The sequence below is a fragment of the Flavicella sp. IMCC45668 genome, from assembly GCF_057219105.1.
The window spans coordinates 1,128,690-1,155,265 of sequence record NZ_CM170114.1; the positions used below are offsets into that span (position 1 = coordinate 1,128,690).

At 31.8% G+C, this 26,576-nt stretch carries 19 protein-coding genes; 5 read left to right on the plus strand and 14 right to left on the minus strand.

The window, feature by feature from the left end; all coding sequences use genetic code 11:
* Positions 1-16 precede the first annotated feature (16 nt).
* Both AC2DZ0_RS05265 and yiaA read left to right on the plus strand, forming a co-directional pair.
* Positions 17-436: a hypothetical protein gene (locus tag AC2DZ0_RS05265; protein WP_484644130.1), complete on the plus strand. Its 420-nt coding sequence runs from the start codon at positions 17-19 to the stop codon at positions 434-436.
* Between the two features lie 33 nt (positions 437-469).
* Entirely contained in the window at positions 470-985 is a 516-nt protein-coding gene (gene yiaA, locus AC2DZ0_RS05270; protein ID WP_484644131.1) for an inner membrane protein YiaA, read from the plus strand.
* 49 nt (positions 986-1,034) lie between these two features.
* Here yiaA and AC2DZ0_RS05275 read toward each other — a convergent pair whose 3' ends face one another.
* From AC2DZ0_RS05275 to AC2DZ0_RS05295, 5 genes are all read right to left on the minus strand, one after another.
* Positions 1,035-3,017 (minus strand): ComEC/Rec2 family competence protein, encoded by a 1,983-nt coding sequence (locus AC2DZ0_RS05275; RefSeq protein ID WP_484644133.1) that lies wholly within the window; start codon positions 3,015-3,017, stop codon positions 1,035-1,037.
* Between the two features lie 103 nt (positions 3,018-3,120).
* Positions 3,121-3,537, minus strand: a complete 417-nt coding sequence (locus tag AC2DZ0_RS05280; protein WP_484491966.1) for a S1 RNA-binding domain-containing protein — start codon at positions 3,535-3,537, stop codon at positions 3,121-3,123.
* Between the two features lie 5 nt (positions 3,538-3,542).
* A complete protein-coding gene (gene menD, locus AC2DZ0_RS05285; protein WP_484644134.1) occupies positions 3,543-5,216 on the minus strand; it encodes a 2-succinyl-5-enolpyruvyl-6-hydroxy-3-cyclohexene-1-carboxylic-acid synthase in 1,674 nt (557 codons plus the stop codon).
* 77 nt (positions 5,217-5,293) lie between these two features.
* The gene (locus tag AC2DZ0_RS05290) at positions 5,294-6,349 is read right to left on the minus strand and encodes an isochorismate synthase (protein ID WP_484644136.1); all 1,056 of its coding nucleotides are present in this window, start codon (positions 6,347-6,349) and stop codon (positions 5,294-5,296) included.
* Between the two features lie 10 nt (positions 6,350-6,359).
* Positions 6,360-6,782: a PaaI family thioesterase gene (locus AC2DZ0_RS05295; protein WP_484491969.1), complete on the minus strand. Its 423-nt coding sequence runs from the start codon at positions 6,780-6,782 to the stop codon at positions 6,360-6,362.
* A gap of 144 nt (positions 6,783-6,926) precedes the next feature.
* Here AC2DZ0_RS05295 and AC2DZ0_RS05300 point away from each other — a divergent pair, with 144 nt between their 5' ends.
* Positions 6,927-7,448, plus strand: coding sequence for an IS1096 element passenger TnpR family protein (locus tag AC2DZ0_RS05300; protein ID WP_484644138.1), 522 nt, complete (start codon positions 6,927-6,929; stop codon positions 7,446-7,448).
* A gap of 70 nt (positions 7,449-7,518) precedes the next feature.
* Here the strand turns inward: AC2DZ0_RS05300 and AC2DZ0_RS05305 are convergent, their stop codons facing one another.
* From AC2DZ0_RS05305 to AC2DZ0_RS05315, 3 genes are all read right to left on the minus strand, one after another.
* Positions 7,519-8,580, minus strand: coding sequence for a hypothetical protein (locus tag AC2DZ0_RS05305; protein ID WP_484644828.1), 1,062 nt, complete (start codon positions 8,578-8,580; stop codon positions 7,519-7,521).
* 234 nt (positions 8,581-8,814) lie between these two features.
* Positions 8,815-11,304 carry a Kelch repeat-containing protein gene (locus tag AC2DZ0_RS05310; protein ID WP_484644139.1) on the minus strand — a complete coding sequence of 830 codons (2,490 nt, stop codon included), beginning with the start codon at positions 11,302-11,304 and terminating at the stop codon, positions 8,815-8,817.
* A gap of 714 nt (positions 11,305-12,018) precedes the next feature.
* The gene (locus AC2DZ0_RS05315) at positions 12,019-13,479 is read right to left on the minus strand and encodes a T9SS type A sorting domain-containing protein (RefSeq protein ID WP_484644140.1); all 1,461 of its coding nucleotides are present in this window, start codon (positions 13,477-13,479) and stop codon (positions 12,019-12,021) included.
* A gap of 654 nt (positions 13,480-14,133) precedes the next feature.
* Between AC2DZ0_RS05315 and AC2DZ0_RS05320 the strand changes: the two genes are divergently transcribed.
* Positions 14,134-14,328: a hypothetical protein gene (locus tag AC2DZ0_RS05320; RefSeq protein WP_484644142.1), complete on the plus strand. Its 195-nt coding sequence runs from the start codon at positions 14,134-14,136 to the stop codon at positions 14,326-14,328.
* Between the two features lie 105 nt (positions 14,329-14,433).
* Here the strand turns inward: AC2DZ0_RS05320 and AC2DZ0_RS05325 are convergent, their stop codons facing one another.
* From AC2DZ0_RS05325 to AC2DZ0_RS05345, 5 genes are all read right to left on the minus strand, one after another.
* On the minus strand, positions 14,434-15,963 hold the full coding sequence (locus tag AC2DZ0_RS05325; protein WP_484644143.1) for a T9SS type A sorting domain-containing protein: 1,530 nt from the start codon (positions 15,961-15,963) through the stop codon (positions 14,434-14,436).
* A 273-nt stretch (positions 15,964-16,236) separates the two neighbouring features.
* A complete protein-coding gene (locus tag AC2DZ0_RS05330) occupies positions 16,237-17,817 on the minus strand; it encodes a sulfatase-like hydrolase/transferase (RefSeq protein WP_484644144.1) in 1,581 nt (526 codons plus the stop codon).
* 369 nt (positions 17,818-18,186) lie between these two features.
* Positions 18,187-19,494 (minus strand): L-fucose:H+ symporter permease, encoded by a 1,308-nt coding sequence (gene fucP / locus AC2DZ0_RS05335; RefSeq protein ID WP_484644146.1) that lies wholly within the window; start codon positions 19,492-19,494, stop codon positions 18,187-18,189.
* A 191-nt stretch (positions 19,495-19,685) separates the two neighbouring features.
* A complete protein-coding gene (locus tag AC2DZ0_RS05340) occupies positions 19,686-20,975 on the minus strand; it encodes a glycoside hydrolase family 99 protein (RefSeq protein ID WP_484644147.1) in 1,290 nt (429 codons plus the stop codon).
* 147 nt (positions 20,976-21,122) lie between these two features.
* The gene (locus AC2DZ0_RS05345; protein ID WP_484644149.1) at positions 21,123-23,396 is read right to left on the minus strand and encodes a GH92 family glycosyl hydrolase; all 2,274 of its coding nucleotides are present in this window, start codon (positions 23,394-23,396) and stop codon (positions 21,123-21,125) included.
* Between the two features lie 915 nt (positions 23,397-24,311).
* Between AC2DZ0_RS05345 and AC2DZ0_RS05350 the strand changes: the two genes are divergently transcribed.
* The gene (locus AC2DZ0_RS05350) at positions 24,312-24,620 is read left to right on the plus strand and encodes an EF-hand domain-containing protein (RefSeq protein WP_484491979.1); all 309 of its coding nucleotides are present in this window, start codon (positions 24,312-24,314) and stop codon (positions 24,618-24,620) included.
* A 272-nt stretch (positions 24,621-24,892) separates the two neighbouring features.
* On the opposite strand, the gene AC2DZ0_RS05355 is transcribed toward AC2DZ0_RS05350, so the two are convergent.
* On the minus strand, positions 24,893-26,467 hold the full coding sequence (locus tag AC2DZ0_RS05355; protein WP_484644151.1) for a sulfatase: 1,575 nt from the start codon (positions 26,465-26,467) through the stop codon (positions 24,893-24,895).
* Between the last annotated feature and the right edge of the window lie 109 nt (positions 26,468-26,576).

The following is a 26,576-nucleotide window of genomic DNA, read 5'->3' on the forward strand; positions in this document are numbered from 1 at the left end:
AACCTAATAAAATAATATGCAATTTTTAAATGTCATTTGGCCTGCTGTTTATGTGAGTCAAACCTTTCTAGAGTTTTGGTTTATCATAATTGGAACCATTGCTATCGAACTCATCACAATTAAATATTTTTTAAAAACTTCGTGGATAAACTCGTTTTTTATATCATTTATAGGAAATCTAGTTTCTGGAATCATTGGAACATTTGTTATGACCTTTGGTATGCTTCTATGGCATTTGGTAGCCGACACACTTTTTTTCAAAGGATCTTTTAACTCTATTAACTGGATCATGACTTTTATTTTAATGTGTTCTGGAAGTGTAATTATTGAAGCTTTTGCTGTAAAGTTTATTCTGAAAAAAAATATCAAAAAAATTTTCATTCCACTTTTTATTGGAAACCTCATCAGCTACATTTTTATAGCTGCTATTATGTAAACAAACAACTATTAACTAAAAACATCAATTATTATGGACTATAATTTTAAAAGTGACGTAACAGAAGAAAATTCATCAAATAAAAAAATGAAATCATCTAAAAAGGAAAGAACGCTGCAATTTGATCAAAAACCAACACCGGCATTTATCGGAGCATCTTGGTTCGCTCTATTAGCCGGAACTCTTGCCTACTGTATTGGTTTATGGAATTCCGACATGTTATTAAACGAACGTGGCTATTATTTTACCATTCTATTATTTGGATTATTCTCAGCCGTGTCGCTTCAAAAAAGTGTAAGAGACAAATTAGAAGGATTAAAAGTGACAGAAATGTATCATAATATAAGCTGGTTTTCTGCACTCTCCGCTCTTGTATTATTAACAATCGGACTTTGGAATGCAGATCTATTAGCTAGTGAAAAAGGATTTTATGCAATGTCATATCTACTAAGTTTATTTGCCGCGATAGCAGTTCAAAAAAACACCAGAGATAAGGCATATATAGAATCTCTAGAGTCTGAGGGTACTGACCAAAAGACAACTAGTTAATCTCACAGATCCAAAAATTTTCAAGCCACTTCAAAATAGAAGTGGCTTTTTATTTTAAAACAAATGCTCCATCTTTTTGTGTATCATGAAAAGTAATTCTATACTTTGAACAAGTTTTTTTCCATCTTTCTTTCAAATAGGGATAATTGGAGCCATCAGCAATAATCATGTTTGGCTTCACTAAATCTATACACCTTTCCAAATTTAATTTGGGTGAGTCTTTTAATACAAGGATTCCATCAGAAAAATTTAAAACCTTGTAAACCGCGTACGCATCAATGATCAATATCTTTTTATCTTGAAAAAAAATCACTGGTGGTACTTCTTTAAACAAGCTATCCAAAGTTACCCCCGTTTTATTTACGTAATACTGAACTAACTGGTCTTCTTTTTCAATATCAGCACCATAAAAATTTAATCGCCCTCCTCTACTAATTGAGATACAGCTTTTTTTATACTGCTGATAGATAATCAACTCCTCTAAATTTTTACGTTGAAGCATTTCATAATACAAGACACCCTGAAAAGCCAATACTGAAAACCCTAAAACATATAAACGCTTTGTATTAATTTTATAAAACGTGCCCAAAGTCAAGAATAATATTAAATATGAACTTAACAACATAGCACTTGAAAAATATATATTCTCTAACAACCATTTTTCTTGAACAGAAATCCATGCAATAAAATCGTTCAATAATTGCACAACACTACTATATATTTGATAACATACGTCTATATCAATTCTAAAATAGGACAATAACAAAACAAAAAAGCCAAATATTAAAACCAAACCTAAGGCTGGCAAAACGACTAAATTTGAGATTATAAACAAACCGGGGAATTGATGAAAATAATACAAACTTAACGGCAACAAACCCAATTGAGCACTCATAGAAACAGTCGACAGGTTCCATAAATATTTTATTACGCTGTTTTTTGGTTTCCATAGCCTAGAAATAATAGGCTGTAAAATCACAATCGAAAATACAGCTATATAACTCATTTTAAATCCAAGATCAAATAAATAAAAGGGATTTACCAAAACTAAAATTAATGCAGATGTAATAAGCGAATGAAAAACATTGCCTCTACGGTTTATTACCCATCCAAATGAAATAAATGAAAACATAACCACGGCTCTAACAATAGATGGAGACAAACCAGCTAAAAAGGCATAACCCCATAAAAACAGAAATATTAAAAGAAATTCTATTATTACACCATGTTTGATTCTTTTTAAGGGCTGAAAAATAAAATATAACAACAGTACAATAATACCAATATGCAATCCACTAACTGCTAATATATGTATGACGCCAGCGTTTTCGTAATTCTTCTGTAATTCTGATGAAATGTATTGACGTTCTCCTAACAATAACGCCAAGGATACAGAAAGCACCTCTTTGTTCTTTATCCTTTGGGTTAAGGACCCTATCAGATTATGCCGCAATTGAAATGCAATTCGTTTCAATGAAAATCGATATCCGTCTAACCGCTTCCATATTCCGTGTTTTAGTGAAACTTGTCTTTTTATATTCTGTTTCTCTAAATAATTTTTATAATCAAAATCATATGGATTTCTTTTAGATGAAACTGCTTCAATTTTAGAATAACCTATGAGCTCATCTCCGATCAAAAACGGGAAGGTTTGATGCGTTTTTTCTACTCTAAGCAATATTTTTTCAGAGCCCCTATTTCTTTTAGGATTCTGATATAAGGCAATATAACTATATGAATAATCAGGTTCTTTTAAAACATCCTGAATAACTAGAGGGATCATTGTTTTATCCGTTTGCGATTCTTTAACAGGACTGTTTCTCAGTTGTAAAGACAGTATGCCAAAGGTAAAAATCAACAAACAAAAGAAATATTGATAATACTTATATAGTCTAAGTCCAATGAGACAAAAAATGACTATCCCAAATAGAATAATTGTAGAATTAAACAAAGAGAAATAGTACTGAAATAATACACCAGCACTATATAACACAAAAATATGTGTTGGGATAAAATGTAAAAAAGATTTCATAGCAACTTTAAGTTACTAAAAATAGTTTTGCACCAACAAAAAAGTCTCTGTAAAATTTACAGAGACTTTTTTTGACATTTAATTCATTAGTCAAATCTATGAATTACAACAACTGAATTCCTTTATCAGAAATTTCAATTTTCTTTGCTTTATACAATCCACCTATAGCACTTTTGAAAGATTTTTTACTCATTTTAAAATGATACTTGATATCCTCTGGACTACTTTTATCATTATAACCAATAAATCCACCATCTAAACTTTGTAATTTCTCTAAAATTACAGTTTCATTGGGACCAATTTTATTTAAAAATCCAATAGGCTGCAATGAAACATCAATCCCTCCATCTTCTCTAAGTTTTTTTATGTATCCAACTACCTTCTGGCCTTCTCTGACACGTTTAAAAACTTCGTTCTTATATAATAAGCCCTCGTACTCGTCATTTACCAAAACGCTGATTCCAACATTTGTAAAACGACCAATAACCAAATCGACCTTTTCTCCTACTTCTAATTCCATTTCTTCTATTTTAAATTATTAAAATATTCTTTTAAGATTCTATCATTTATTTCTGAAGGTGTATGTATTTCTAACAATTTTGGTTGCTCAGAAACATCATAAAATTCCTTCAAGGCTTCTTTTAAATTCTCTTCATCAGAAGCAGTACTATATGCTAAACCATGCATTTTACACAAATGCTCCGCTGTTAGTCCATGAGGAGTTTCAAAATAATCTAACGCTCCACTATTAGAGGGACCAGGAATAAATTTAAATATCCCTCCTCCATTATTATTTATAATTATTATTCTAAAACTTTTTGGAATATACTGATTCCATAAGGCATTACTATCATAAAAAAAACTAATGTCTCCAGTAACAAAAACAACTTGTTCTTTGGTAGACATTGCCGCACCGATAGCGGTTGACGTACTTCCATCAATCCCACTCGTTCCTCTATTACAAAAAACTTTTAGAGAAGGATGTAAATCAAACAATTGACTATAGCGCACAATCGAACTATTACTTAATTGCAATTGAATAGATTCAGGAAAAGATTTCAATAACATATCGTGAACCATAAAATCAGAGTATGGAATCTGTTTAAGATACTCTTCATGTTTTATGCTATTTCGCTTATTTACTTGCATCCAATCATGATGAAAAGAACTTTCTTTCTCCTTTGTTAAAAAGAAAAATTGACTAAAAAATAATTGAGCAGAAATTTCAAAATGACGTGTCATACAATGAAAAGAATCCAAAGCTCTTTTTTCGTTCACATGCCAATGTTCTTTAGGTTGATATTTTCTAAAAAACTGTTTAATTCTTTTAGAAACTACTAGTCCACCGAGAGTAATCAAAATTTCTGGTTGCATTTTTTCGAAGTCCTGTTCTTCTAAAGGAAACAATAACTGGTCTATAGAATTAAAAAAACGTTCATGTTTTATATTCGAAATAGTCTCAGTAAAAACCAATACAGACGGATCTTTCAATAAATGCTCCATTTGAACTTGCAATAAGTCATCTGGAAAATTACTTCCGATCAGAATTATCTTTTTCGAGGCGCTATTCCATTTATCCGCATACAATTGTAACATGTCTACATCTAAAGGAGTCTCCTTTAAAAAACTTTTAGAAAAATCATAATGTTCAACTGTATCCAATGATAAAATAGTATCTACTGTTTCATACAAAGGTTCATCGAAAGGAATATTTATATGCACAGGTCCTTTATTCACAACCGCCTGAAATAAAGCATTTTTTATTTCTTCTGAATTGTACTCCCTTTCACCAGTAATCAAATTTGCATTGTAAATAGCATGATTTTCAAATACATTCTTTTGACGAATTGTTTGACCATCTCCAATTTCTAACAAATTCTCAGGTCTATCTGCTGATAGAATTACCAGAGGAATATCACTATAAAATGCTTCGGAAATCGCTGGGTAATAATTTAATAAAGCAGAACCTGACGTGCAAACCAAAGCTACAGGCTTTCTTGTTTGTTGCGCCATTCCCAATGCTACAAAAGCCGCACACCTTTCATCAACGATACTATAAGTTTTTATTTCAGGATGACTTGTAAAGCCAATCGTTAAAGGAGCATTCCTAGACCCTGGAGATATTACAACAGAATCAATGCCATTGGCAAGGCAAGATGCTATTACTAATTGAGCAAGATCATTTTTTGGGTATTTCATCTATTACAAAACCTAAAATTATTTTCAAGAAACTTGAACAAAACGCCCAAACAACTTAAAATTTTAAGTGTGTAAAATTACAAAATAGATTCCATTGTTTTACACTTTGCAACGGTTTCTTCCCATTCCTTCTCAGGGTTACTTTTATCTGTAATACCACCACCAACGTACAAACGAATAGTATTTTTCTCCAGCAGTTCCATACAACGTAAGTTTACATATAAACAAGACATTTGGTTTACATTCAATTCACCAAAAAAACCTGTATAAAATGATCTATCAAATTTTTCTTCTTGAAGGATATAAGCTTTAGATTCTTCTCTAGGAAAACCACAGACTGCTGGCGTTGGGTGCAACACATTAATCAATTTAGAAACAGAATTTTCTTTATCAAATTGTCCTTGTATATCAGTTCTTAAATGCAACAAGGCACCTGCTTTTGCAGTATAGGTTTTAGAAACTTCTAAAGTACTGGTAACTGACTCTAAATTTGACAGTACATAATCCGTAACCAACTGCTGTTCTTCTAATTCTTTGCCTCCCCAAACAACATCAAGTGTATCAATATACCGCTGTGTCCCGGCCAAAGACATTGTTTTAAAATGAGTTTTTTTTGTTTCCAACAAAGTTTCTGGTGTTGCTCCCATCCACAAACCAACTTTAGGATGAAACCAAATATAACAAGTAGCATGCTTGTACTTTTGTACCAATCTTTCAAACACTTCAAAGACATCAATTTCTATATTCGAAACTTCTTTAGCTCTTGCAATCACAATTTTTGAAACATCAGAACTTTGAATTTTCTCTCTTGTTCGCGTTACAAAATCAATATGATGTTTTTTTACTTCTTCAGATTCTCCAACCCTAATAACATTACCTTGGTCTGCTCTTTTATCAAATTTCACCTCAGCAGAAAACGACAATTCATTAGGGATCAATACAGTCTTTTCCTTTGCATCAAAAGGAGAAAAAACAAATCCTTCCTCAGAAAAATCTTTCACATAATGGAGCGTATCGTCCTTCTGAAAAAAACTATTAATTACTGATGAATTGGGTTTGTTATAACCTACAAAAGGCAATCCATTCTCGTATGCTTCTGCTAATTTTTTAAGCAGTAAATTAAATTGTATCAAGCTAGAATTCTTATTTTTTTGTTTTTGGTAAAACAATATTTGTTAGTTTACAAAACGAGACCAAATTATCCTCTTGGTCACGAATTTCTATTTTCCACAAATGTGTTGTTTTCCCTTTATGTAAAACACTTGCTTTGGCAGTTACAACTCCTGATCGTACACTTTTCAGATGATTTGCAGTAATCTCTATACCTCTCACCTCAAAGGAATTTGTATCAATCAATAAATGTGAAGCAGCACTTCCTACACTTTCTGCTAAAGCAGCTGTCGCCCCGCCATGCAACAAACCTAAAGGCTGATGAACTTTTGGTGTTACGGGCATGGTTGCAATCAAATAATCAGGGCCAACATCTATATACTCAATCTCTAATGTTTCCATCAAAGTATTCTTAGTAATTTTATTCGCCAGCTCAAGCATTTTAGCACGATCCATACCTTAGGTTTTAGAGCATAAAAATACAATTTATGTTGCAATCTTATTTCATATCGGATGAATTATTTCATGAAATATTCTCTTTTATTTTTTGATTTGTACCTAGGGATAGCCTAATTTTGCACTATCGAAAATGAAAAAATTATGATCTATAAAATTAGAGTTGTACTAGATGTAAAGGAAGATGTTATCAGAACTATTGCTATAGATTCTAAAAATACTCTTGAAGACCTTCATAATACCATTGCCAATGTATTTGGTTTTAATGGTCAACAAATGGCGTCATTTTATAGAACTGATGATGACTGGACCCAAGGTGAAGAAATTCCATTAATTAATATGGATGATAGTCCAGGTGCTCTATCTATGGCAACCACCACTATAGAACAAAACATAGAGGACGAAGGTGAAAAACTTATCTATGTTTATGACTTTTTAGAAATGTGGACTTTCTTTGTTGAGATTGTTGAAGTCTCTGATACCTCAGCAGATAAACTTCCTAAATTAGTCTTGACAATTGGTGATGTACCTGAAAAAGCTCCAGAAAAAGAATTTACATCTGATAAAGAACCAGGATTTGATAATGACCCTTATGGATTAGAAGATGATTTTGACAACTTTGGAGAACATCAAAGTTTAGATGACTTAGATACCGATATCTATTAGTTAGATATTCCTTAAAATAAAAAGCGCCCAAAAACGATAGTTTTGGGCGCTTTTTATCTTATTCTAATTCTTAATGTATCAAAAAGTGATTCTCATTTTCATAATTCCTAACAACAAACTCAAAGGCAACGCCAAGTAAATCTCCCATACTTTTACATTTTTTGAATTTTACATCTTTGGTATACATCAACAAATCTGCTTTCAATTGCTCTACTTTTTCAGGCGTAGAAATTGCATTCTCAGACATACAATCTAATAAATGCAATACACGATCATGTACCCGTAAAATTCTTTTTGAAATAGCCGATCGTTCCTCAATTTTATATTGATTAATAGATTGTTCATGCAAATTTTCATGTACCATTTGCACAAACAAATTATTTTCTTTTAAAAACTGTGGCATGTATACCTTAAACTTACCCTCATAACACTGTTGGTCAAAATCTATTGCCCTAATTCTATACTGTACTTGATCAAAATCATGCGTTGGTACAATCACATAATTATAAGAACGCATATCTCCTAACAAACGAATAATACATCGTTCATTAAATTTTACAAATTCTTTAGAAAGTTGCTTCTGATCACGTGAAGAAAAATTCTTGTATCCCTCATTCATAAAAACATCTCCAGGAATCCCCTGAATATGCTCTTCTACAATCGTATCTTTGTATACTAAAAAATTAATCCTATCCGGAGATAAAAGATGTTCTAATTCCAACCCATAAACACGAGATGCATCTGCCTTTTTAATGTACATATACATATAGTTATCATTAAGGATGTTTCTTACTTTTACCCTAAAAGGTTTAGAGTTTCCAAAAGTGCAAAAATCCACAGCATCAATGTTCAAAAACGGAATAGAGTCTTCACTACCATCGGCATGCAGAATACTATAAATTCTTTTTAAACTTCTATCTATTTCCTCACGCTCAAATTCAGGATAATAAACACGGATCCAAAAGGTATCTGCACCAGATTTATCATATACCTCAATTCCACCAGAATAACGCAACAAATCATCATACAACACAGGCATGTGTACGTTTCTACTATATTTTTTTAAATAATCTTTTAATTTATCACTGATCGGAAAACTCGGCTTCTTCTTAGAAATTAATTTTTCTTCCATAATTCTATAGTCTAATTCTTCTTGAAAAAAATCACAAGAAGCTACCACAAATTTACTCAAATAAAAGGACTTTTAAGTCTCTTTTAATTCAAAAAGATCTAAAAATACAGATGCTCTTAACTCTATCTTTAAACGGTCAATCATTCAAAGATACTGGTTAGATTCAATTTTCAAGTGGACAAAATAAGAAAAGGCTCGAAATAAATTTCGAGCCTTTTTAACTGAGAGAAATAATTAATCTTGAATAACCTCTGTAAAAGATAATTCAAATTTTTGACCATATAATAATTCATATTCCTTTTCAAATTTCGCATATGTTAATTTTGCAGAACTATGCTTCCCCATAAGATTTTGCGCCTTACATTTAAAGGCCATGGCTTCTTCGTTGATAGAATCAAAATTAAAGACACAATCAGATAGCTTGATAATGAATTCCGGATCCTCCTTAATGTCAAAATTTTCTGCAAATGTAACTAACGCATCAATTATTGAATCTGAAACATAAGCTTTAAAATTATCTAACCATTCATAATTTACGTTTAATAAAAAAGGCCCTTTCTCTGTAATTTTCATCAAGTAATCAATATCATTTTTAGTTAGTTCTGATTTTGAAGAGGCCATGTTTACAACATCAAAATAATCACATTTGATATTATTATTTCTTTCGATTATTTTCCAATATCCTGTTTTTTTACTTAATTCATAGTCTCCTATCGAACTCAAAATCGTTCTTAGTTTTGCTACATTTACAGCCCTGTTATTTTGAGCACTCTTTGGAGATTTATCATACCATAATATTTCTACAATCTTTTCAGATGAAATTCCTTTATTATTCTTTACCGTAAACACCCATATAAGCAAAAACAACTCTTTTAGAAGAGGAGAAAATTTACTTGTTATATCATTAGACGATGCATCAAAAACCTGAAAGCCGCCAAATAATACAAAATCATACTCTGATAATTTTTCCTTACTTGAATCCTGTATTTTAATCCTCGTTTTGTTAACCGAATTTTCTATCTCAGTATTAGAGAAAGTCTCTTCTTTCGATAACGGTTCAGCATCTAATATTATGTTATTCTCCTTAAGCTTCATTTTTTTATTCTTCCAAAAATAAAACAATAAAATCATGGCAGTCAACAAAATGACGGATAACGTAAAATACAAAATACTGAAGTTACTTTCATCTAGCTCTTCATTATTTTGCAAGGCTAATTTATTTGGAGGATAATTAATAGTATGTAAGCTATACTTCGTTTTCAAGGAATCCGTTATATAGGACTTAAAACCTAACAATTTTTTAGCCTTTTTTGAATAAAACAGCTTTGATTTCGATTTTACATCAATAAAACTATACGGAAGTTCTTGACCTAAGATCTCCAACTCTCCGTTAATTAAAGAACCTTTTATTAGCTGTAAATTTCCGATAAAACTATTTTTATCATAAACAAGTGCAAAAAAATCCTTCGTGTTTTTATCTATGTAAAAAGTATTCGAAACACTCATTCCATCAAAAAGTTCGGTAATTTTTTGTTTTTCAAACATTGCTTCATTTTCCAATGAATACCCAACTAAATCATAATAACTTTTGGGATTCATAACTTGATCTCCTGAAACACTTCCATAGCCTCCTAATAAATAAATAGAGTCATTTAAAACACCGATTCCTGCGAGGTATCTAGGTGTAAATAGCGAATCTCTTTTATTGAAACCAGACCATGTTTTAGTATCTATTTGATACTTAATTAAATCGTTCTTGTAGCGATATTGTCCATAACCTCCAAAAACATGTATTGAGTTATCCAATGCACTATAGTAACTATTGTGCTGTTGGTATTCTTTCTTATTGATATCAGCTGTATCATCAAGTGGAAAATCTGGTTTCCAATCACCTGTGCTTGGATTTACAATATAAATTTTTCGTTCATCAATTGAGTAACAATATATTTTATTGTTTTTTATATTGTAAACGGCTTCAAAACTTTCTGAAAGAAATGGAGGTTTTGAAGAATAATTTATCTTTTTAAATTTATTTCCTTTTACATCATATATTCTCAATATATCTTGTTGCAATAAATAAACTTCTGACTTTAACTCATTATAGACACTTAAGACATAGCCGTCCACCTCTTGCTCTGCAATTTCCTTCCAATGATTGTGTAGATGAGCAATCCAATTAGGGTTTTTAAGTGTCGCTTTGTGATTGCTTATTTTATCATGAGCAATATTTCCATCATTTTCATCAAAAGGGAAAAACAATTGCAATTTACCATTCTCAAATATTTTTAAATCTCGAATGGACATGGACGGAATATCTGTGTTCGTAAATGAATTGTAATCAGTACCACCAAAGAAAATCTTAAAACGATCTACAGATTTAAAATTTACTCCATGCATCACATAAATATCGTCATATAAGTATAGAATGACCTCGTTTTTTGACAATAAAAATTTTACCCTAACATCAATCCATGTATCATCGATATATTTTTCTTGAAAAATAGATAAAACATTAGGTTTCTCGTTGTTATTACCTACTAAACTAAAGTTTATTCCTTTGTCTATATTATTAATTAAATCAAGATTATCACCTTCTTCATTTATCACCCTAAAAATATATCCAAAGCTGTTATTTTTAAGATTCAAGTTAAATTTCATCTCGAATTCATTGTCAAATGTTCTAAATCCATTAGGAAATACATTTAAGCTTGTTCTTTCGTCCAAAATTACATCTTGACCTGAAAATTGAACGCCGTAAGACTGTGAGCAAACTTCATTTAAACAAAATAAAACACTTAAAAATAATATTAATCGCAATTTTAAAATCATGGAAAAAATGGAATATAATTTACGCTTTATAATTAAGATATCTCTTAATTATTTTTAGCCTACTATCTGACAGGCAATACAATTTTACAAATAAAAATTTACATTTTAACAAAAGTATTGTGTTTAGTTCTCTATCAATATCACAAAAAAAATAAACATTTCGATACGTGACAAGCATCTAAACGTTGCATTAGCACTAAATAAAACACTACCTTATTTCAAAGATAGTCAAATATCGATATGATAAAAAGCATCTTCTATTTTTCACTTCAAAAATAAAACTAATTTTTATCTTGAAATTGCAAAGGTCCAATCGTATAAATAAAAATAAATAATTTTAAAAAGTTCAGTAGCCTCTCTAACTAAACACCTTTTCGTATAATTACTAAATGCAAAATGAAAATATAAAACTTCAAAACCAATATCTATCATAAATGCACTAAACCGTAATTATTTTTAGTTAGGTATTATTTATATACACTTTAAGCGACTTAATTTTTAAGGTATCTGATTTTAAACTCTTAAAATAGTTTAAATATACTTTTACAGAAAAAAAACCACAGTCCTTACAACTGTGGTTTTTAAACTAAACTAATTTATTATGAAGCTCTATGAGACAATAAACTTGATTGTTACCGACTCCCCATTAATATTTATTTTTAAAACATAAATACCTGCTAACATACTTGATGTATCTAAAGTATAGACTCCGTTCATTTCAAAAGAAGTAATGTTTGTACCTAATAAATTATATACCTCTCCAGAAACAATACCTGGATACTCAAATTTCACATTACCATTCGATAAATTTTTCACTACGAAATTATTTAAAGCATCAATAACATTTACTGATAATGACGGTTGCGTTAACCCTGAATCCCAGGCTCCAACATCCTCACCATCTGAACCGTAATCAATTGGCGAATTACCTGAAGTAGCAATACCATATGTAACTGCTCCTAGCCCTTCACTTGGACTCCATGTTAACATTGAACTTGCCAAATCTGCTTCCAAATCAGAACCTATATCTGTTAGAGTGAAGTCAACAATCTTACGATAGCTACCTGAAAGTACATGTGTTACCGATGCTGAATTCCCTAATCCACCAAAAGCAATATCTGCTGATGTCGTTGCATTTGGAGATGTGTTTCCATATATCAAACTATTCGTAATACTAACAGTTCCAGTTGAATCTGTTCTAAATGCTGATCCCCTTTGCGAAAGCGTTGTAGTTATCGTATTTTCAAACATGGTTACATTTGTCATTGATAAATTACTGTCTCCAGTCGTATAAACTGCACCACCTTGACGATCTGCTGAATTATCGTAAAAAGTAGACCCCGTAATCGTAACGGAACCTGTAGAAGAATTTGAAATTGCACCACCAGTAGAAGTATCACTTGCATCTGTTGCACTGTTGCCTTTAAACACGCAATCTACAACAGTTACATTTGCTAGAGAACCAACATAAATGGCTCCTCCGCTTCCGTTAGCTGTGCTATTGCTGTCAAAAACACAATTTGTCAAAGACAACGTTGAATTAGTAATATAAATATTCCCATTTCCTGCCGAATTACTATTATTGGTAAAGGTACAATCCGTAAAACTAGTGTTTGACCCAGAACCAACAGTACTAAATAAGCCACCTCCATTACTAGCACCAGCAATATTGGTAAACTCCAAACCTGAGAATACCGATGTAGCCACGCTCGAACTATTCAGGTTAAATACTTTAATACCACCAGAATTAGAAATTACCCCCTGAACTCCGGAAACAACATCCACATCATCATGACTAATAAATGTTATTGTACCACTAGTATCATTTACATTCAATGAAGAAGCAACAGTTAGGGTACCACTAATGATAATCCTATCATTTTCAGCTAAAGTCCCTTTCGCCATTGTATAGGCTGCATCTAAAGTAGCTAGTGCATTGTCAATGTCTGAACCAGAATTTGAATCATTACCATCTGATTTTACATAAATATCAGCCGCCGCAACAACAGATGACACTAGTAGTGCAGCACTAAGTAAGAATACATTTTTAAATTGTGTAATTTTTTTCATGATTAATATTTTTTAATTAATAATTAGTAAAATTATGCCGCTAACTTAATTAAGTCTTATTATTATATTAATAGACTAGAAAAATTTAAAAAAATGTCTATTTTTTTTAAAATAAAAAATTAATGTCAGAATAACCTTTTCGATTAATTCTATCAAATAACTATAAATTAAGACAAAAAAGATGCATACTATGTATCACTCTTTATTGCATAGGGTTACATGCGCAAGACCTCTTGAACCAAGCACACGGCGGACATTAAGGTTGTTTCACCACAAAAGGAGATTCTTTCAAATTAAACAAATGGACTCATTGGGGAACAGGGTCAAAAGATTTAAATGCTGAAACACTTACCATAGATAGGTTTTCAAAATTAATAAAATATTTAACTAAAAAACTTTATGGCACTTGGCTAAACTTGTAAAAATGGTGAATCTGTAAAGTTATACTCCTCAAATGATTCTCAAACCATAGACCTTCATTTTAAATGGATGCAGACTTATGGTATCGATGGAGTTTTTTTACAACGATTATTAATGTCTTTAGAAAATCCTAAATTAAAAAATCACAGAGATAAAGTTTAAAAACATGTTTTAGCAATTTGGGAGCTTGATTTCATTGACAGACCTTACACCGTAAGATATGTTACAGATGTTTTGGATTTATTCAAATCTAAAAATGGAAAAGAGAATAACAAAACTTATGTAATTTCTGGAGTCCTTTCATACAGGAGAACTCATATTAGAGATAGTGAATCAGAGCCTTATAGGAATAAACCATTAAGAGCATTTGATATGTTTCCCCCATGGTCTGTTGGGAGGTATAGAGACACTACATCTTATAAAAATTAGATCGAGTAAGTTACACTTCCTTATATTTGGAAACAAAAAAACGTTCTGCAATAGAGCAAATGCACTATTGCGGAACGTTTTTACATTTCTTTTTATTAGTACTTATTAAAGAATAAGAAGCTTGTGGGTTTTTTGATAGCCTTTGGTATTAATCTGAACCAAATACATACCAGAAGTAGCAACATTACTTAAATCAATTTGTTGAATGACTGAATTTATGTTATCCTTATTATATATTTCTCTACCATTTATATCATAAACTTTTAAAGAAACTTCTTTAAGATCATTTAAATAAATACTCACTACAGATTCAGTTGGGTTTGGTGCTATATAAGTTGCATTTAAAAGTTGTTCCTGTTTATCTGTATGCAGTGTACTCTCAGTAATTGAAACTGAAAATGACATATCATAGCTAGGGTAACTCAATCCACAAGATGTGCTAGTTTCTTCGTCTGTATAAGTTCTTAAATTCCCTATTATTTGGTCAGAATCACTATAGCGAACACGCCATTCTTCATCTAAATCAGAACTAATATTGATATAGTAATTGTGTTCCCCGTTTAAGTAAATTTGATTTGACAATAGGACTGTGTTATCTCCATCGGTAATGGATGAAATACTTTGATTAAGAAGCTCTGTTGCATAACAATCTGGACCATTTCTTATTGAAATTGTAAAGGAAGAATTTATTGTTGATGCTGAATCGAACGTTAACTCTGACAAAAATCCAGAACAATCTGGTTTGAAAGATTGACCCCATGAAACATTTTCCTTTGTTTGATTCGTCCCTGAGGATGAAACAACGCAATTTTCAGAGGGTTTTTCTGATGAAAGCAAAATATTGTAGTTATCAAATAAATGTTCTCCATGTGCTACCAAACCATCAGGTGTAAGATGAGATCCATCTGCTTTAGGAAAACCATACATTGAAGTAAACTTTATATTTACATCATTTTGCGCAATATTCTGGTGAGCATTATGAATCGCCGGATAATCAACGACATTTCTATGTTGTTCATCAACACCTAAAACTACGGGTAATACACTATTTCCAACAAAATTACGAATATTCAATATCAGTGAAGAAAGTCTTGTTTCATAATCTTCAGGGAAGGTATGAGCCTGAGCATCATGTTCTCCTTGAATCCAAACAAAAGCTTTAATATTAACCGTATGTCCTTCGGCTTCTAATTCATCAATAGCTTCAGTTAGTTTACTGATCATTCGATCATAATTCATTCCATCCCCAGGACCTTGCCAATCCTCATACAAACTTGATCCACCTTGTCCAAACTTAAAAATGGCCGGATTATAACCTGCTTGCTTGAGTTTTCGACTAAAGGTAACTTCAGGACCAAAATGCCCATCATCAAACAATCCTTCTTGAGCTTGCATAGTAACCCAACCATCAGTTGTAAACGGTTTATCCGGATTATTGCTTCTCATTAGTGTCTGATTTAATCTGATTGAAGTATCTAAATTGTCGGGATCTGCAGGGTAAAACGCACCATCTCCTTTCCAGCCCATGGCATTTGATTGCCCAGCCCAAATATAAAGATCTATGTTTTCCTGAGAATTGGCAGAAACAATTATTCCGAAGAATAAAATTAATAATAGTAATGTCTTGTTTTTCATTTGAGAAATTGTTTTAGTTAAAAGTTTAAAGGTCATTAGAGAAATACTCCCATTAAATACATGCCCCATAAATTTGTTAGTATTAAAATACCTTACCTGAGTTGTTAGAACCCATTATTTGTATTTTATTAAATATTAAAAAACTCTTTTTCATTTTTTTTCTTTTATTAATTGATGTATCCCATTTCTTCTTTTTCTTTGATTTCCTTCAAGTTCATTCTATCCAATTAATTGAATATGTCATCCTTAAAACTACAAAACACAGCTCTTTTTTTAAATTAACTCTCTGTTTTTCACTCCATTATAATGTTTTGATTTTTTATTTGCTAACCACTCTAATAAGCATTCCTTCAGTTCTTCTGCTTTCTTCTCATATTGAGTTTTATTAGGGTTTTTCCCCAATAGATTATTCATCTCATACGGATCATCATTTAGGTTATACATCGCATTGATTACTTTGGATGAAACAGAATAGGGAATCATTAGTTTCCAATTATCTTTTACTATCATATAGTTTGGAGAAATATCTCCTCTATAATCCCATTCTGTAACCACATACTTTCCATGCTCTTTATCTTTATCTTCAATAATTCCTCTTAGGCTTTTTCCGTCAGATTTATATTCCCCAGGAATGTTTAAATAATCCAAAATAGTAGGAAATAAATCAATAGTTGAAACATATTGATTCAATGATATTGCAGTTGAAATCGCCTCTTTATCTTTTATTATTAATGGGATATGAGACGATTCTTCATAAAACACATTTTTCTCTCTCATTCCATGGGCTCCCAACATTTCACCATGATCACTTGTAAAAATTATCAAAGTATTTTCTGTAAGGCCTTCTTCCTCTAATTTATTCAAGATTTTTCCGACCCAAATATCCATTTCTTTAACTAGTCCATAATAATTTGAAATCATATATTTTATTTTCTCCTGATCTGCAAACTGAGTTAAACTCTTTCTCCCATTCGCATTCGCATAAGGTGAGTTTTTCATATCATCATGAATACTTAACGGTGGAGCCATTTTCTTTGCTGGATACATTCCATAATAAGGCAATGATGGAAGCATAGGCGCATGAGGAAAATGAAACGAGCAGGTAATACTAAATGGCTTGTCTTTTAAACGTTCAATCGCATCAATCGTCTCCTTTCCGTAATATGCGGTAATTGTATGATCCTCAGGAATTACAGATTGCCCATGGTAATCAGGCTGAGTTAATTTTTGCTTCTCAGATCGAACCTCCTCGTAAGTTTTACCAAAATTCACATCTATTGGATCCGGAATATAGGGTCTTTTAGAGAATTTATCCATAAGTTGTCCTTTCTTCGGTTTTCTTTTAGGAAAGGCCTCATTCAAATAATCTTGGTACAAATAATTCTGACCACCATGATCGAACATCGATTTACCATTATCCGCTTTCTTTTTAGGATTCTTATACACTTTGGAATGAGTTGACATCGTATGCCATTTTCCATAGTATTCACATGTATATCCTTGCTCATCTAATATCTCATCGAAAGTTATAGAAGTCATTACTGGTGTTTCATTATAATGATACGTTTTATCATTTGTATTAACCCCAGTATTTTCAACAGTTTGACCTGTCAAAATAGAAGATCTAGCCGGTCCACATACAGCGCATGGGGTGTATGCATTCTTAAAGTAAGCACCTTCATTAGCCAATCTATCTAAATTTGGTGTTTCCAGAACTTCATTTCCAGCAATACTTAAAGCATCATACCTTTGTTGGTCAGTGATGATAAATAACAAGTTTTTCTTTTGTGCCTCACCCCTAAAACAACAAAGCCCTAAAGTCAAAAACAACAATTGATATTTAAAATTTCTCATAATTTATTTCTAATTTTATTAGATAAAGACTCAAGTATCTGAACTAATTAATTCTTAGCCTTTTTTGTTACTGCAGTCTCCATAGTTATTCTTTTCTTAGTTTCTCCTTAATCTTTTACTAAACCAAAAGCATTTCACCTCTCTCATTTTTTGCATCCCTTACTATTCACTCAATATATTTCCATGTACCAAAGTATATTGCTTTTCTAACACCAGCATCTTTATGAACCTATAATCGACATTCATAATGTATAAAATGCCTTAAAACAGTCTTTTTAAAACTATAACTGTCAGCCGCATCTTCTTCTCTCCAATCCTTATCATTCCCGATATTTAGACTATTCATTTGAATTTATTTTGTTACTTCGTTTAGGCTGATACACTTTTACTCATTGATTTTCCATACCAGGCAATAAATACAAAACACAATAAAGGTAACACGAAAGAAAAATTCACTTCAGAAACCCCCATTATTTCCGTATCCGAAACACCTGATCCACCTGCATCAATAATTAGACCTTGCATTTTGGGCATTAATGCACCACCCACAATTGCCATCACTAAACCAGCAGAACCAACTTTGGACTGCTCTTCTGTCAAATCACCTAAAGCTATCCCATAAATAGTTGGGAACATCAATGACATAAAAAAGGAAACACCCACTAGACAATATAACCCATAGGCATTTTGGATAAAAACAGTCCCCAATAATGAAATCATTGCTAATACAGCAAAAGACATTAACAATCTTCCTGAATTCATAAACCTTAACATGTACGTACCAAAAGCTCTTCCTACTGTAAATAACACAAATGCAAACATTTGATAATATCCAGCTGTTACACTATCAATGCCTATTCCTTCAGCATATTGGTAAATATAAGTCCAACACATAATTTGTGCTCCTACATATAATATTTGTGAAACAACACCCAAAACATAAGACTTGTTTTCTCCAAGCGTAGCAAATGTCTCACCAATTTTTGGCATCGCTCCTTCTTCTTTAGATTGAGGCATTTTACTCATCAAAAACAACACAAAAACCCCCATAATCACTAAACCAAGTATCACATACGGATTTCTAATCACCAAAAGATCAGCTGTTTTTATCAATACTTTCGAAGCCTCTTCTAATGCAGAAAAATCCGCAATATCATCGGACTGTAAGTTTTTTAATACAAATTGTTGAGCAACAAACAAACCCGCAATCAACCCCACTGGATTAAAAGCCTGCGCTAAATTTAATCGTTGGGTTGCTGTTTCTTTTGCTCCCATTGCTAAGGCGTAAGGATTTGCAGCTGTTTCTAAAAAAGCCAATCCAAATGTTAATACATAAAGTCCCATACAAAAAAACCAAAATTCCTCCGAAATCGCAGCTGGATAAAACATAAGCGCACCGACAGAGTACAATCCAAGTCCAATTAGAATTCCCACTTTATAAGAATACTTTCTCATAAACATAGCAGCAGGCAAGGCCATACAAAAATAGCCTCCGTAGAATGCCATTTGAACCCATGCAGCTTCAGAATTTGATAATTCTAACACTTTTTTAAAAGCTTGTACCATGGGGTCCGTAACTGCATTCGCAAATCCCCATAGACCAAATAAAGATGTTACTAAGATAAAGGGAATAAGGTTTTCTCTTGAAACAACTGCTATTTTATTTTGTTTTTTCATTTACTTCTAGTTTAAGTCTTTGTTTGTTTTTTTTAATTCTACAAGATTAACAATTATGATTAATTTTTCATTAACATTGTCATAACCCCAAGTGTTAATGAACTGTTACCAAATAAAAAAAGAGGGATAAATCCCTCTTTTTTTCCTCTAACAGAATCGTCTTACTTCACTAACTTAAAACTAACGTAAAATCATTGTAGAGGCATTTCACTTTCCAGGGGTATCTCTTTCCTTAACATTTTGGCCGCTAAACCGGTTAACTTCAAATAGTGATCTGGAGCTACATCATCATTTCCTACAAAATAAGCATCTTTACTATTTGGAGGTTTGTTTAAAATAGGAATTATGGCAGTACCTTCATCCACTTCGTCAAACATACCAACATATAACATCTCACCCCCAGCATTAATAGCATTGTAGATAAGCCCCCAATAAAACTTACCGCCTAAACGGGGAATAGCTCCATAAGAGGTATGTTTTGCTAAACGTGGGTTCATCTTTGATAAATTACGCCAACTAAACCCTGCATACACTAAAGGCACATAGTCTACTTTATTTTCTTTACACCATTTTATATCAGCAATTACATGGTCTCTATAACGAATTTCGTCTTGATGTAATAATGGGGTAAAGCGTTGAACCATCCAAGGTAAAACAATGTCTGCAGATTTTATAACATCATGTAAATATGGATCTGGCAAACAATCTTTATCCAATTCTCTAAAATACGTAGGTACACCTAACATTACTGAACATCCTCCGTATTCTGGATCATTCTTTAGAAAATCAATTAACCTATTAATTCCTATTTCACGAATATTATAAGGGCGATCAGGAAATCCTAAGCCCCAAATAGTTACTAATGGTTTACCATTGTGATGGATGTAATTCTCACTTGAGGTAACTTTTAAATTATCAACTAAATTTTTCCAATCCTCAATAACAACAGAACAATCTTCGCCATTTGCTTTTATACCAGAGAGATCATACATGACACCAATCGCTCTATTATTATTTTCAGCTGCTGATACTGCATTCGCTAGAATAACATCATGGGATTTTTCAAGATTATGATGCTGCCTTGCAACTCCAAAAAAACGTTGCATAAACACACCATCAACACCATAATCTTTCATCCATTTAAAATGTAAATCTGTTGTACTTTTATCCACAGAACTAAACACTCTTGCTTTTGTACCATCAGGAAATTTAAACTTCGTTTCGTAAGTTTTTTCATATTGTGACACATCAGGCCAGAAGTCAATGGTATTATGATCTTTATCAAATTTACCACCAGAACCGTAATGCCCCCATTTAGAATTTGCTTCATCCCCTGGTGCCCTAAACCAACCTTGATAACCAGCCATTACTAAGCCTTTATAGCTTGGAAACTTATAACTTCTAGCATGTTTACTTTGCCCATTTAATTGACTCGACAATAAGCACAATAATATGATGCCTGTTAAATATTTATTATTCATTTCTTATTTGTATTATTAAGTAATTCTGTGTTTATTTTTTAACCTTCAAACCAAAATCTCAAGAATAGACTTCCAATATTTATCCCTTTTATTTATTTAGAGGCAATAAATTGGTTTGTGTTTGATAGGCTAATTATTATATACTTTTTATTCTAATGATGGAGGCACTTGACTTAAGGAGCTTCCCCAAGACTTATTGGCTTTATTACCCATCACCAATTCTAAAGTACCACCTTCCATAATATCAGAATGAGTAAACCAAGGCTTTTCCCAAGTTTTACCATTAAATTTTGCAGACTGAATGTATTTATTATCCGGTGCATAATTTGTTGCTTTTATGGTGAAATTTGCTCCGTTTTCTAAATGAACTATAGATTCTTCGAAAACTGGACTCCCAATCGTATATATAGCTAACCCGGGTGTTACTGGATAAAACCCTAACTGAGAGAATACGACAAAAGCAGTCATTCCTCCGCCATCTTCGTCTCCTGGAACTCCCATTAAGTCATCTCTAAACCATTGATTTAACAAAGTTCTAATTCGTTTTTGCGTTTTCCATGGCTGACCAGCATAATTATATAGATAAGGAATATGTAATGAAGGTTCATTTGCCATTGAAAATTGACCAACGTTACCTGTTTGATCAGGTAATTGAGCATAGAAACCAAATTTACTTCTACCTAAAGGCTCTGAAAATGTATTATTTAAATTTTCAATAAAAGATTCATTTCCTCCCATCAACTCAATTAAATCTTTTACATTGTGCTGTACATCCCATCGATAAGTCCAAGCATTGTTTTCTCCATAATACTTTCTTGCACCCATTCCTCCCGAAAACTTATAATCAAAAGGTTCAATAAAATTTCCCTTATTGTCTTTTGGATGGAAAAAACTGGTTTTATCATTGTATAAATTTCTATAGTTATAGGAATGTGCCTTGAAAGTTTGATATTCCTCAGCTTTCCCCAATTCTTTAGCTATTTGAGACAAACACCATTCATCATAAGAAGTACCTAAAGTTACTGCTACAGGTTGTCGACTTTCAAAGTGATGTACCTCTGGCACAGTTTCTTTTTCTCCATCATGAAGCGCAGGAAAATATCCTTTTTCTTTGTAAAACAAATCTATCTCTCCAGCCGGTAAACCAGACCAAGGAGCTAAAGTTTTTTCGTTAATTCCGTTTTTACAAGCTTCGTAAGCTTTTTCTAAATCAAAACCTCTTAACCCTTTTCTGTAAGCATCAATTACAGAGGCAACACCATGATTTGAATTCATTCGTCTACTATCTCCTGTAACTTCTGGAAAAGTTGGCATCCAAAAATTATCCATTTGTTCTGCCATAATGACAAAAGAATTAATAACATCTTCTTCTGTTTTAGGGTCTACCAAAATACGCAATGGGTGGTGGGCTCTATAAGAATCCCAAATCCAATCATCTGTATAGAAAGGACGGCCATTATCTTGATGAATGCTGTTATCAAAAGCACTGTAATATCGTCCATCTTCTGAAAGACATACGGGTCTTTCGTAAGTTCTGTATAAAGAGGTGTAAAAAACGCGCTGTTCAGCTTCACTTCCCCCTTCAACTTCTATTTTCCCTAAAGCATTATTCCAAATATTGCGTGCTGTATTTTGTAATGTTTTTAAGTCTTTTCCCTTAACTTCTCGCGATAAATTACGAGTTGCTTGTGCTTCATCAATAAATGAAATCCCATAACGTAGAGTTATTTTAGAAGTACCTTTTGGAAATTTCAAAACAAGACTTGCATTTTTACCTTTGATACTTGCTCCTTCCGATACTTTTCCTTCCTTCAAAACCGAAATCGTTTCTGGTTTTTCTTCAAACTCCATTGACAAAAATACCTTTGTTTCATTTTCAATAAGTTGAAACCCAGACAAACCTGAATCATTCCAAGATATAGCTCCATTTTTAGAATTTATTATCAAATAAGTATCTTCTTCTTTATTAAATTCTAACGAATATATTGCTGATTGATGAGACAATCCAAAATTCACATCAATCTCATCATCATCCAAAAAAACATAATAGGAATAGGGAGTCAATTTTTCATTATCATAACTATATTTCATTACAGATTTCATATCTTCAACCTTTCCTTGAAAAGGGCTTAGATTAAAAGCTGAGCTTCCTCTATGACTTGTTGTAATTAAGGGTAAACCATTCAATAAATCGCTAGTAAAATCCGAACGTTCTGGATATACGCGTAACATACTGTTGGGCAAATGCATGGTTGGAAAAGTTGGAACTAGTAAATGACTTATGTTACCCAAATAAGGGTTTACTAAGTCTATTGGTTTTGTTTTATTCTTATTCTGCTTCAAATCAGACAATCCATACCCTGATAAAATCATTATAATAAAGATTCCTATAAAAATTGAGTACTTAAATGTTTTATTCATTTGTTTAAATTAAATTATACGGTTTTGAATAAGCGTTTTAATTAAATCCTAATTCTCAATTTATTTTTAAAACAAAATATTCATATTAACTTTTTATAAATGTAAAAGCGAGTGATTAATGATTAAATAATAATTACTTAATTAAGTATTAATTTTAATTTCTTGGTCGACAAATAAAAAAAACAAAGTCAAAACACACACCTAACCCCTTAAAAAACAGAAATCTACCCCCATCCCTAAATCATAGATAAAATGGAATCGATAAATAGCTTTTTTTCATTCATACTTTTAAACATTGTTGATATTCTTTGTTCGACCAATCAATATTGCCTTAAATAATAATATGCAAAGTCATTGTTAGATTATTGCTATTTTGCTTTCAATTCCACCCTTTTCAATTTCACTTTGCAAGTTATTTTTTAATAGCTATGAAAATTATACCGTTAGTTTTACAGTCTCTGACTTTGGTTTAAGAAAAAAATATTCTTATTAAATTTATCACTTATTGGAAGTTCCAATATTTTATCAAGTTCCTGAAGATCTAGAAAGTGCTTATAGTAATGTCTTAAGCTTTAAATAGTAAAAGCTAACAGTTGTGCAACATGATATTATAAATTGTTTTTATACAATCCGCGATAAATACTGGACAAAGGATGATTTAAGTAGTTCATCCGCTAATTATTTTTCTCTTGAATTTTAGCACATCATAAATACCTTCTAACGTACAAAAAACAGCATCGGGTGTAAAACCAAAATAGAATTATCAAAACAAATTCTAACGAAATTTCCCAATACACACGTTATCTTTCTCTTAATTCAATAATTGTATAATTCTCTTCCATATACTGTTAAGAATCTATTAACTAAAAATTAATGTATAAATCTTATCATTGTTAAAATAATAACACAAACAATATGAAACTAAACACATCAAAATTTATCGCATTTATAATATTTGTAATTGCTTTTTCATTTAGTACCATTGCACAAGAAAAAAAAGAGCCAAATTATGAAAAAAGGTTTGAACGTTGGGACAGTAATGGTGATGGAGTTATGACATTAGAAGAATTCAAATCAGTGAAAAGACAGAAGGAAATTCCTAATGACAGGTTAGAAAAACAATTTAACAGAATGGATAAAGACTCCAATGGCACGGTATCTTTAGAAGAAGCGATTGAAGCTTCTGAGGCTGCTGCAGAAAGAAAAAAGAAAAAAGAAAAATAGGCTTAAAAATCACTAAATAAAAAAAGCTCAAGTTTAAAACTTGAGCTTTTTTTATACCTATCTGTACGGAAGTCTGTAATTTTAAATTTAATTTACTTCTTTGTCCATTACAAAATCAATTAAATATTCCGTTTTCTTCTTTAAAATTCTATACAATGATCATAGCAAAAAGACTTTAGATAATACCTCCATGAGATTTTTTCAATAACGATAGATTTTTTTTGATCTCTAGAAGATTTATGAACAACTCTTGATGTTTTAAATAACTTTATCTAATAATACATTTGAGGTTTTCCCCCATTTTTACTCTTCCAATACATGGTATCCTTCTCTATAATTAAATCAAGTGTATTCCTTGGTGTGGCAGATTCTCTGAACTCTTTCGGCGCCTCTTTTTTTAAATTATTTATAACCTCTTTATAATTTTCTTTAGTTGCTAAATTATACCACTCATTAGGATCTTTTTTTAATTCATAAAGTTCTTGCGTACCGTCGTTATAATGAATGTATCTCCAATCAGAATTAATAACAGAATAACTTCCTCTTATGTGGTAAGGAACAAACAAAGACCTATCCTTCATACTCTCTCCTCTTAAAGCCGGAACTAAAGACATACCATCCAAATTGTGTGACTTTGGTAAATTACAAAGTTCAGCTAATGTAGGGTATAAATCAATTAAGCCAGCTGTTGCATCAACATCAATATCTTTTTTTAAATCATTGCCAGCGAAAATAAAAGGAACATGCGATGTTTCTTGCCATAAAGTATGCTTACCCCAATTTCCTTTTTCCCCATGATGATAACCTTGGTCACTCCAAACAACAACTATCGTATTATCTTTATAGGGGCTCTGCTCAAGTGAATCTAATATACGCCCCAGCATATCATCAGCATATGATACAGCTGCGAAATAGGCCCTATATGCCTCTTTCATTAAACCTAATTTAACTAGTTTATCGTGATGTTGCGCTTTTCTTTTTATTGCAGCATCTCTAATAGCAGGAGGTAAATCATCTAAATCATTTTCAAAAAATTCAGGGATCTCAATATTTTCCAAATCATACATATCAAAATATTTTTGTGGCACATAATTTGGGAAATGAGGTGTATACAAACCTATAGCAATAAAAAACGGATTTTCATGCTTTTTTCTAAGAAGGTCACAAACCCAATTAGTTCGCTTATTTTCTAACATTTGTTCACTAAGTTCGTTAGGGATAGGTGCCCACTCTAAAAAAGGACCACCTTTAATCTTTTTTCCTTGCTTTATATAGTAAGGGCTATAAGGAAAAGGTTCTGGAAATGGCAAGTCATTACCACGATATCCCATTTCATATCCTACTTCCTTAACTTCTTTGGTCCTGGTATAATATTCATTCCATCCGCGTAAATCAACAAATCCCGCCCTGTGATGAAATAACTTACCCGCTCCATAAATATCATAGCCCCCCTTTTTAAAAGCTAAATGCAAAGGCAAAATATTTGGATAATCATAATGATATACTTCATTTTTATAACATCCCGTAGTAGATGATTGAAGTCCAGTCCAAATTGCAGTTCTAGAGGGCGCACAATAAGAATTTGGAGCATGTGAATTGGTAAAGTTAACCCCCGCATTTGCTAATCTATCTAAGTTCGGGGTTTTTAATTGTGTATATCCCAATGGGTTTATCCAATCATTTAAATCATCCAATGCCAGCATAATAACATTAGGCTGCTCTAATAATCCATTTTTTGTTATTGGCGAAGCTTCCGTATTTTTAATTTTTTTTTCTTGATTTGTAAAAAAGAACACTATTGAAGCAACAGCAAAAAGGGAAAGGATTAATACTCTTATTTTTATCATAGTTTTATTTAATATGTAAATGTTACAACTCCTTTTTATTCCATAAAAAAAGAGATAAAAACAAACGAGGTCTAATTGGAAAAACAGTAAACATTTTTAAAACTTCCAA

Bases quoted from the DNA above. Each gene is read 5' to 3' on its own strand.
- AC2DZ0_RS05265 (WP_484644130.1), top strand. From the start codon at position 17: ATGCAATTTTTAAATGTCATTTGGCCTGCTGTTTATGTGAGTCAAACC.
- yiaA (WP_484644131.1), top strand. From the start codon at position 470: ATGGACTATAATTTTAAAAGTGACGTAACAGAAGAAAATTCATCAAAT.
- AC2DZ0_RS05275 (WP_484644133.1), bottom strand. From the start codon at position 3,017: ATGAAATCTTTTTTACATTTTATCCCAACACATATTTTTGTGTTATAT.
- AC2DZ0_RS05280 (WP_484491966.1), bottom strand. From the start codon at position 3,537: ATGGAATTAGAAGTAGGAGAAAAGGTCGATTTGGTTATTGGTCGTTTT.
- menD (WP_484644134.1), bottom strand. From the start codon at position 5,216: ATGAAATACCCAAAAAATGATCTTGCTCAATTAGTAATAGCATCTTGC.
- AC2DZ0_RS05295 (WP_484491969.1), bottom strand. From the start codon at position 6,782: ATGGATCGTGCTAAAATGCTTGAGCTGGCGAATAAAATTACTAAGAAT.
- AC2DZ0_RS05300 (WP_484644138.1), top strand. From the start codon at position 6,927: ATGATCTATAAAATTAGAGTTGTACTAGATGTAAAGGAAGATGTTATC.
- AC2DZ0_RS05305 (WP_484644828.1), bottom strand. From the start codon at position 8,580: ATGGAAGAAAAATTAATTTCTAAGAAGAAGCCGAGTTTTCCGATCAGT.
- AC2DZ0_RS05315 (WP_484644140.1), bottom strand. From the start codon at position 13,479: ATGAAAAAAATTACACAATTTAAAAATGTATTCTTACTTAGTGCTGCA.
- AC2DZ0_RS05325 (WP_484644143.1), bottom strand. From the start codon at position 15,963: ATGAAAAACAAGACATTACTATTATTAATTTTATTCTTCGGAATAATT.
- AC2DZ0_RS05330 (WP_484644144.1), bottom strand. From the start codon at position 17,817: ATGAGAAATTTTAAATATCAATTGTTGTTTTTGACTTTAGGGCTTTGT.
- fucP (WP_484644146.1), bottom strand. From the start codon at position 19,494: ATGAAAAAACAAAATAAAATAGCAGTTGTTTCAAGAGAAAACCTTATT.
- AC2DZ0_RS05340 (WP_484644147.1), bottom strand. From the start codon at position 20,975: ATGAATAATAAATATTTAACAGGCATCATATTATTGTGCTTATTGTCG.
- AC2DZ0_RS05345 (WP_484644149.1), bottom strand. From the start codon at position 23,396: ATGAATAAAACATTTAAGTACTCAATTTTTATAGGAATCTTTATTATA.
- AC2DZ0_RS05350 (WP_484491979.1), top strand. From the start codon at position 24,312: ATGAAACTAAACACATCAAAATTTATCGCATTTATAATATTTGTAATT.
- AC2DZ0_RS05355 (WP_484644151.1), bottom strand. From the start codon at position 26,467: ATGATAAAAATAAGAGTATTAATCCTTTCCCTTTTTGCTGTTGCTTCA.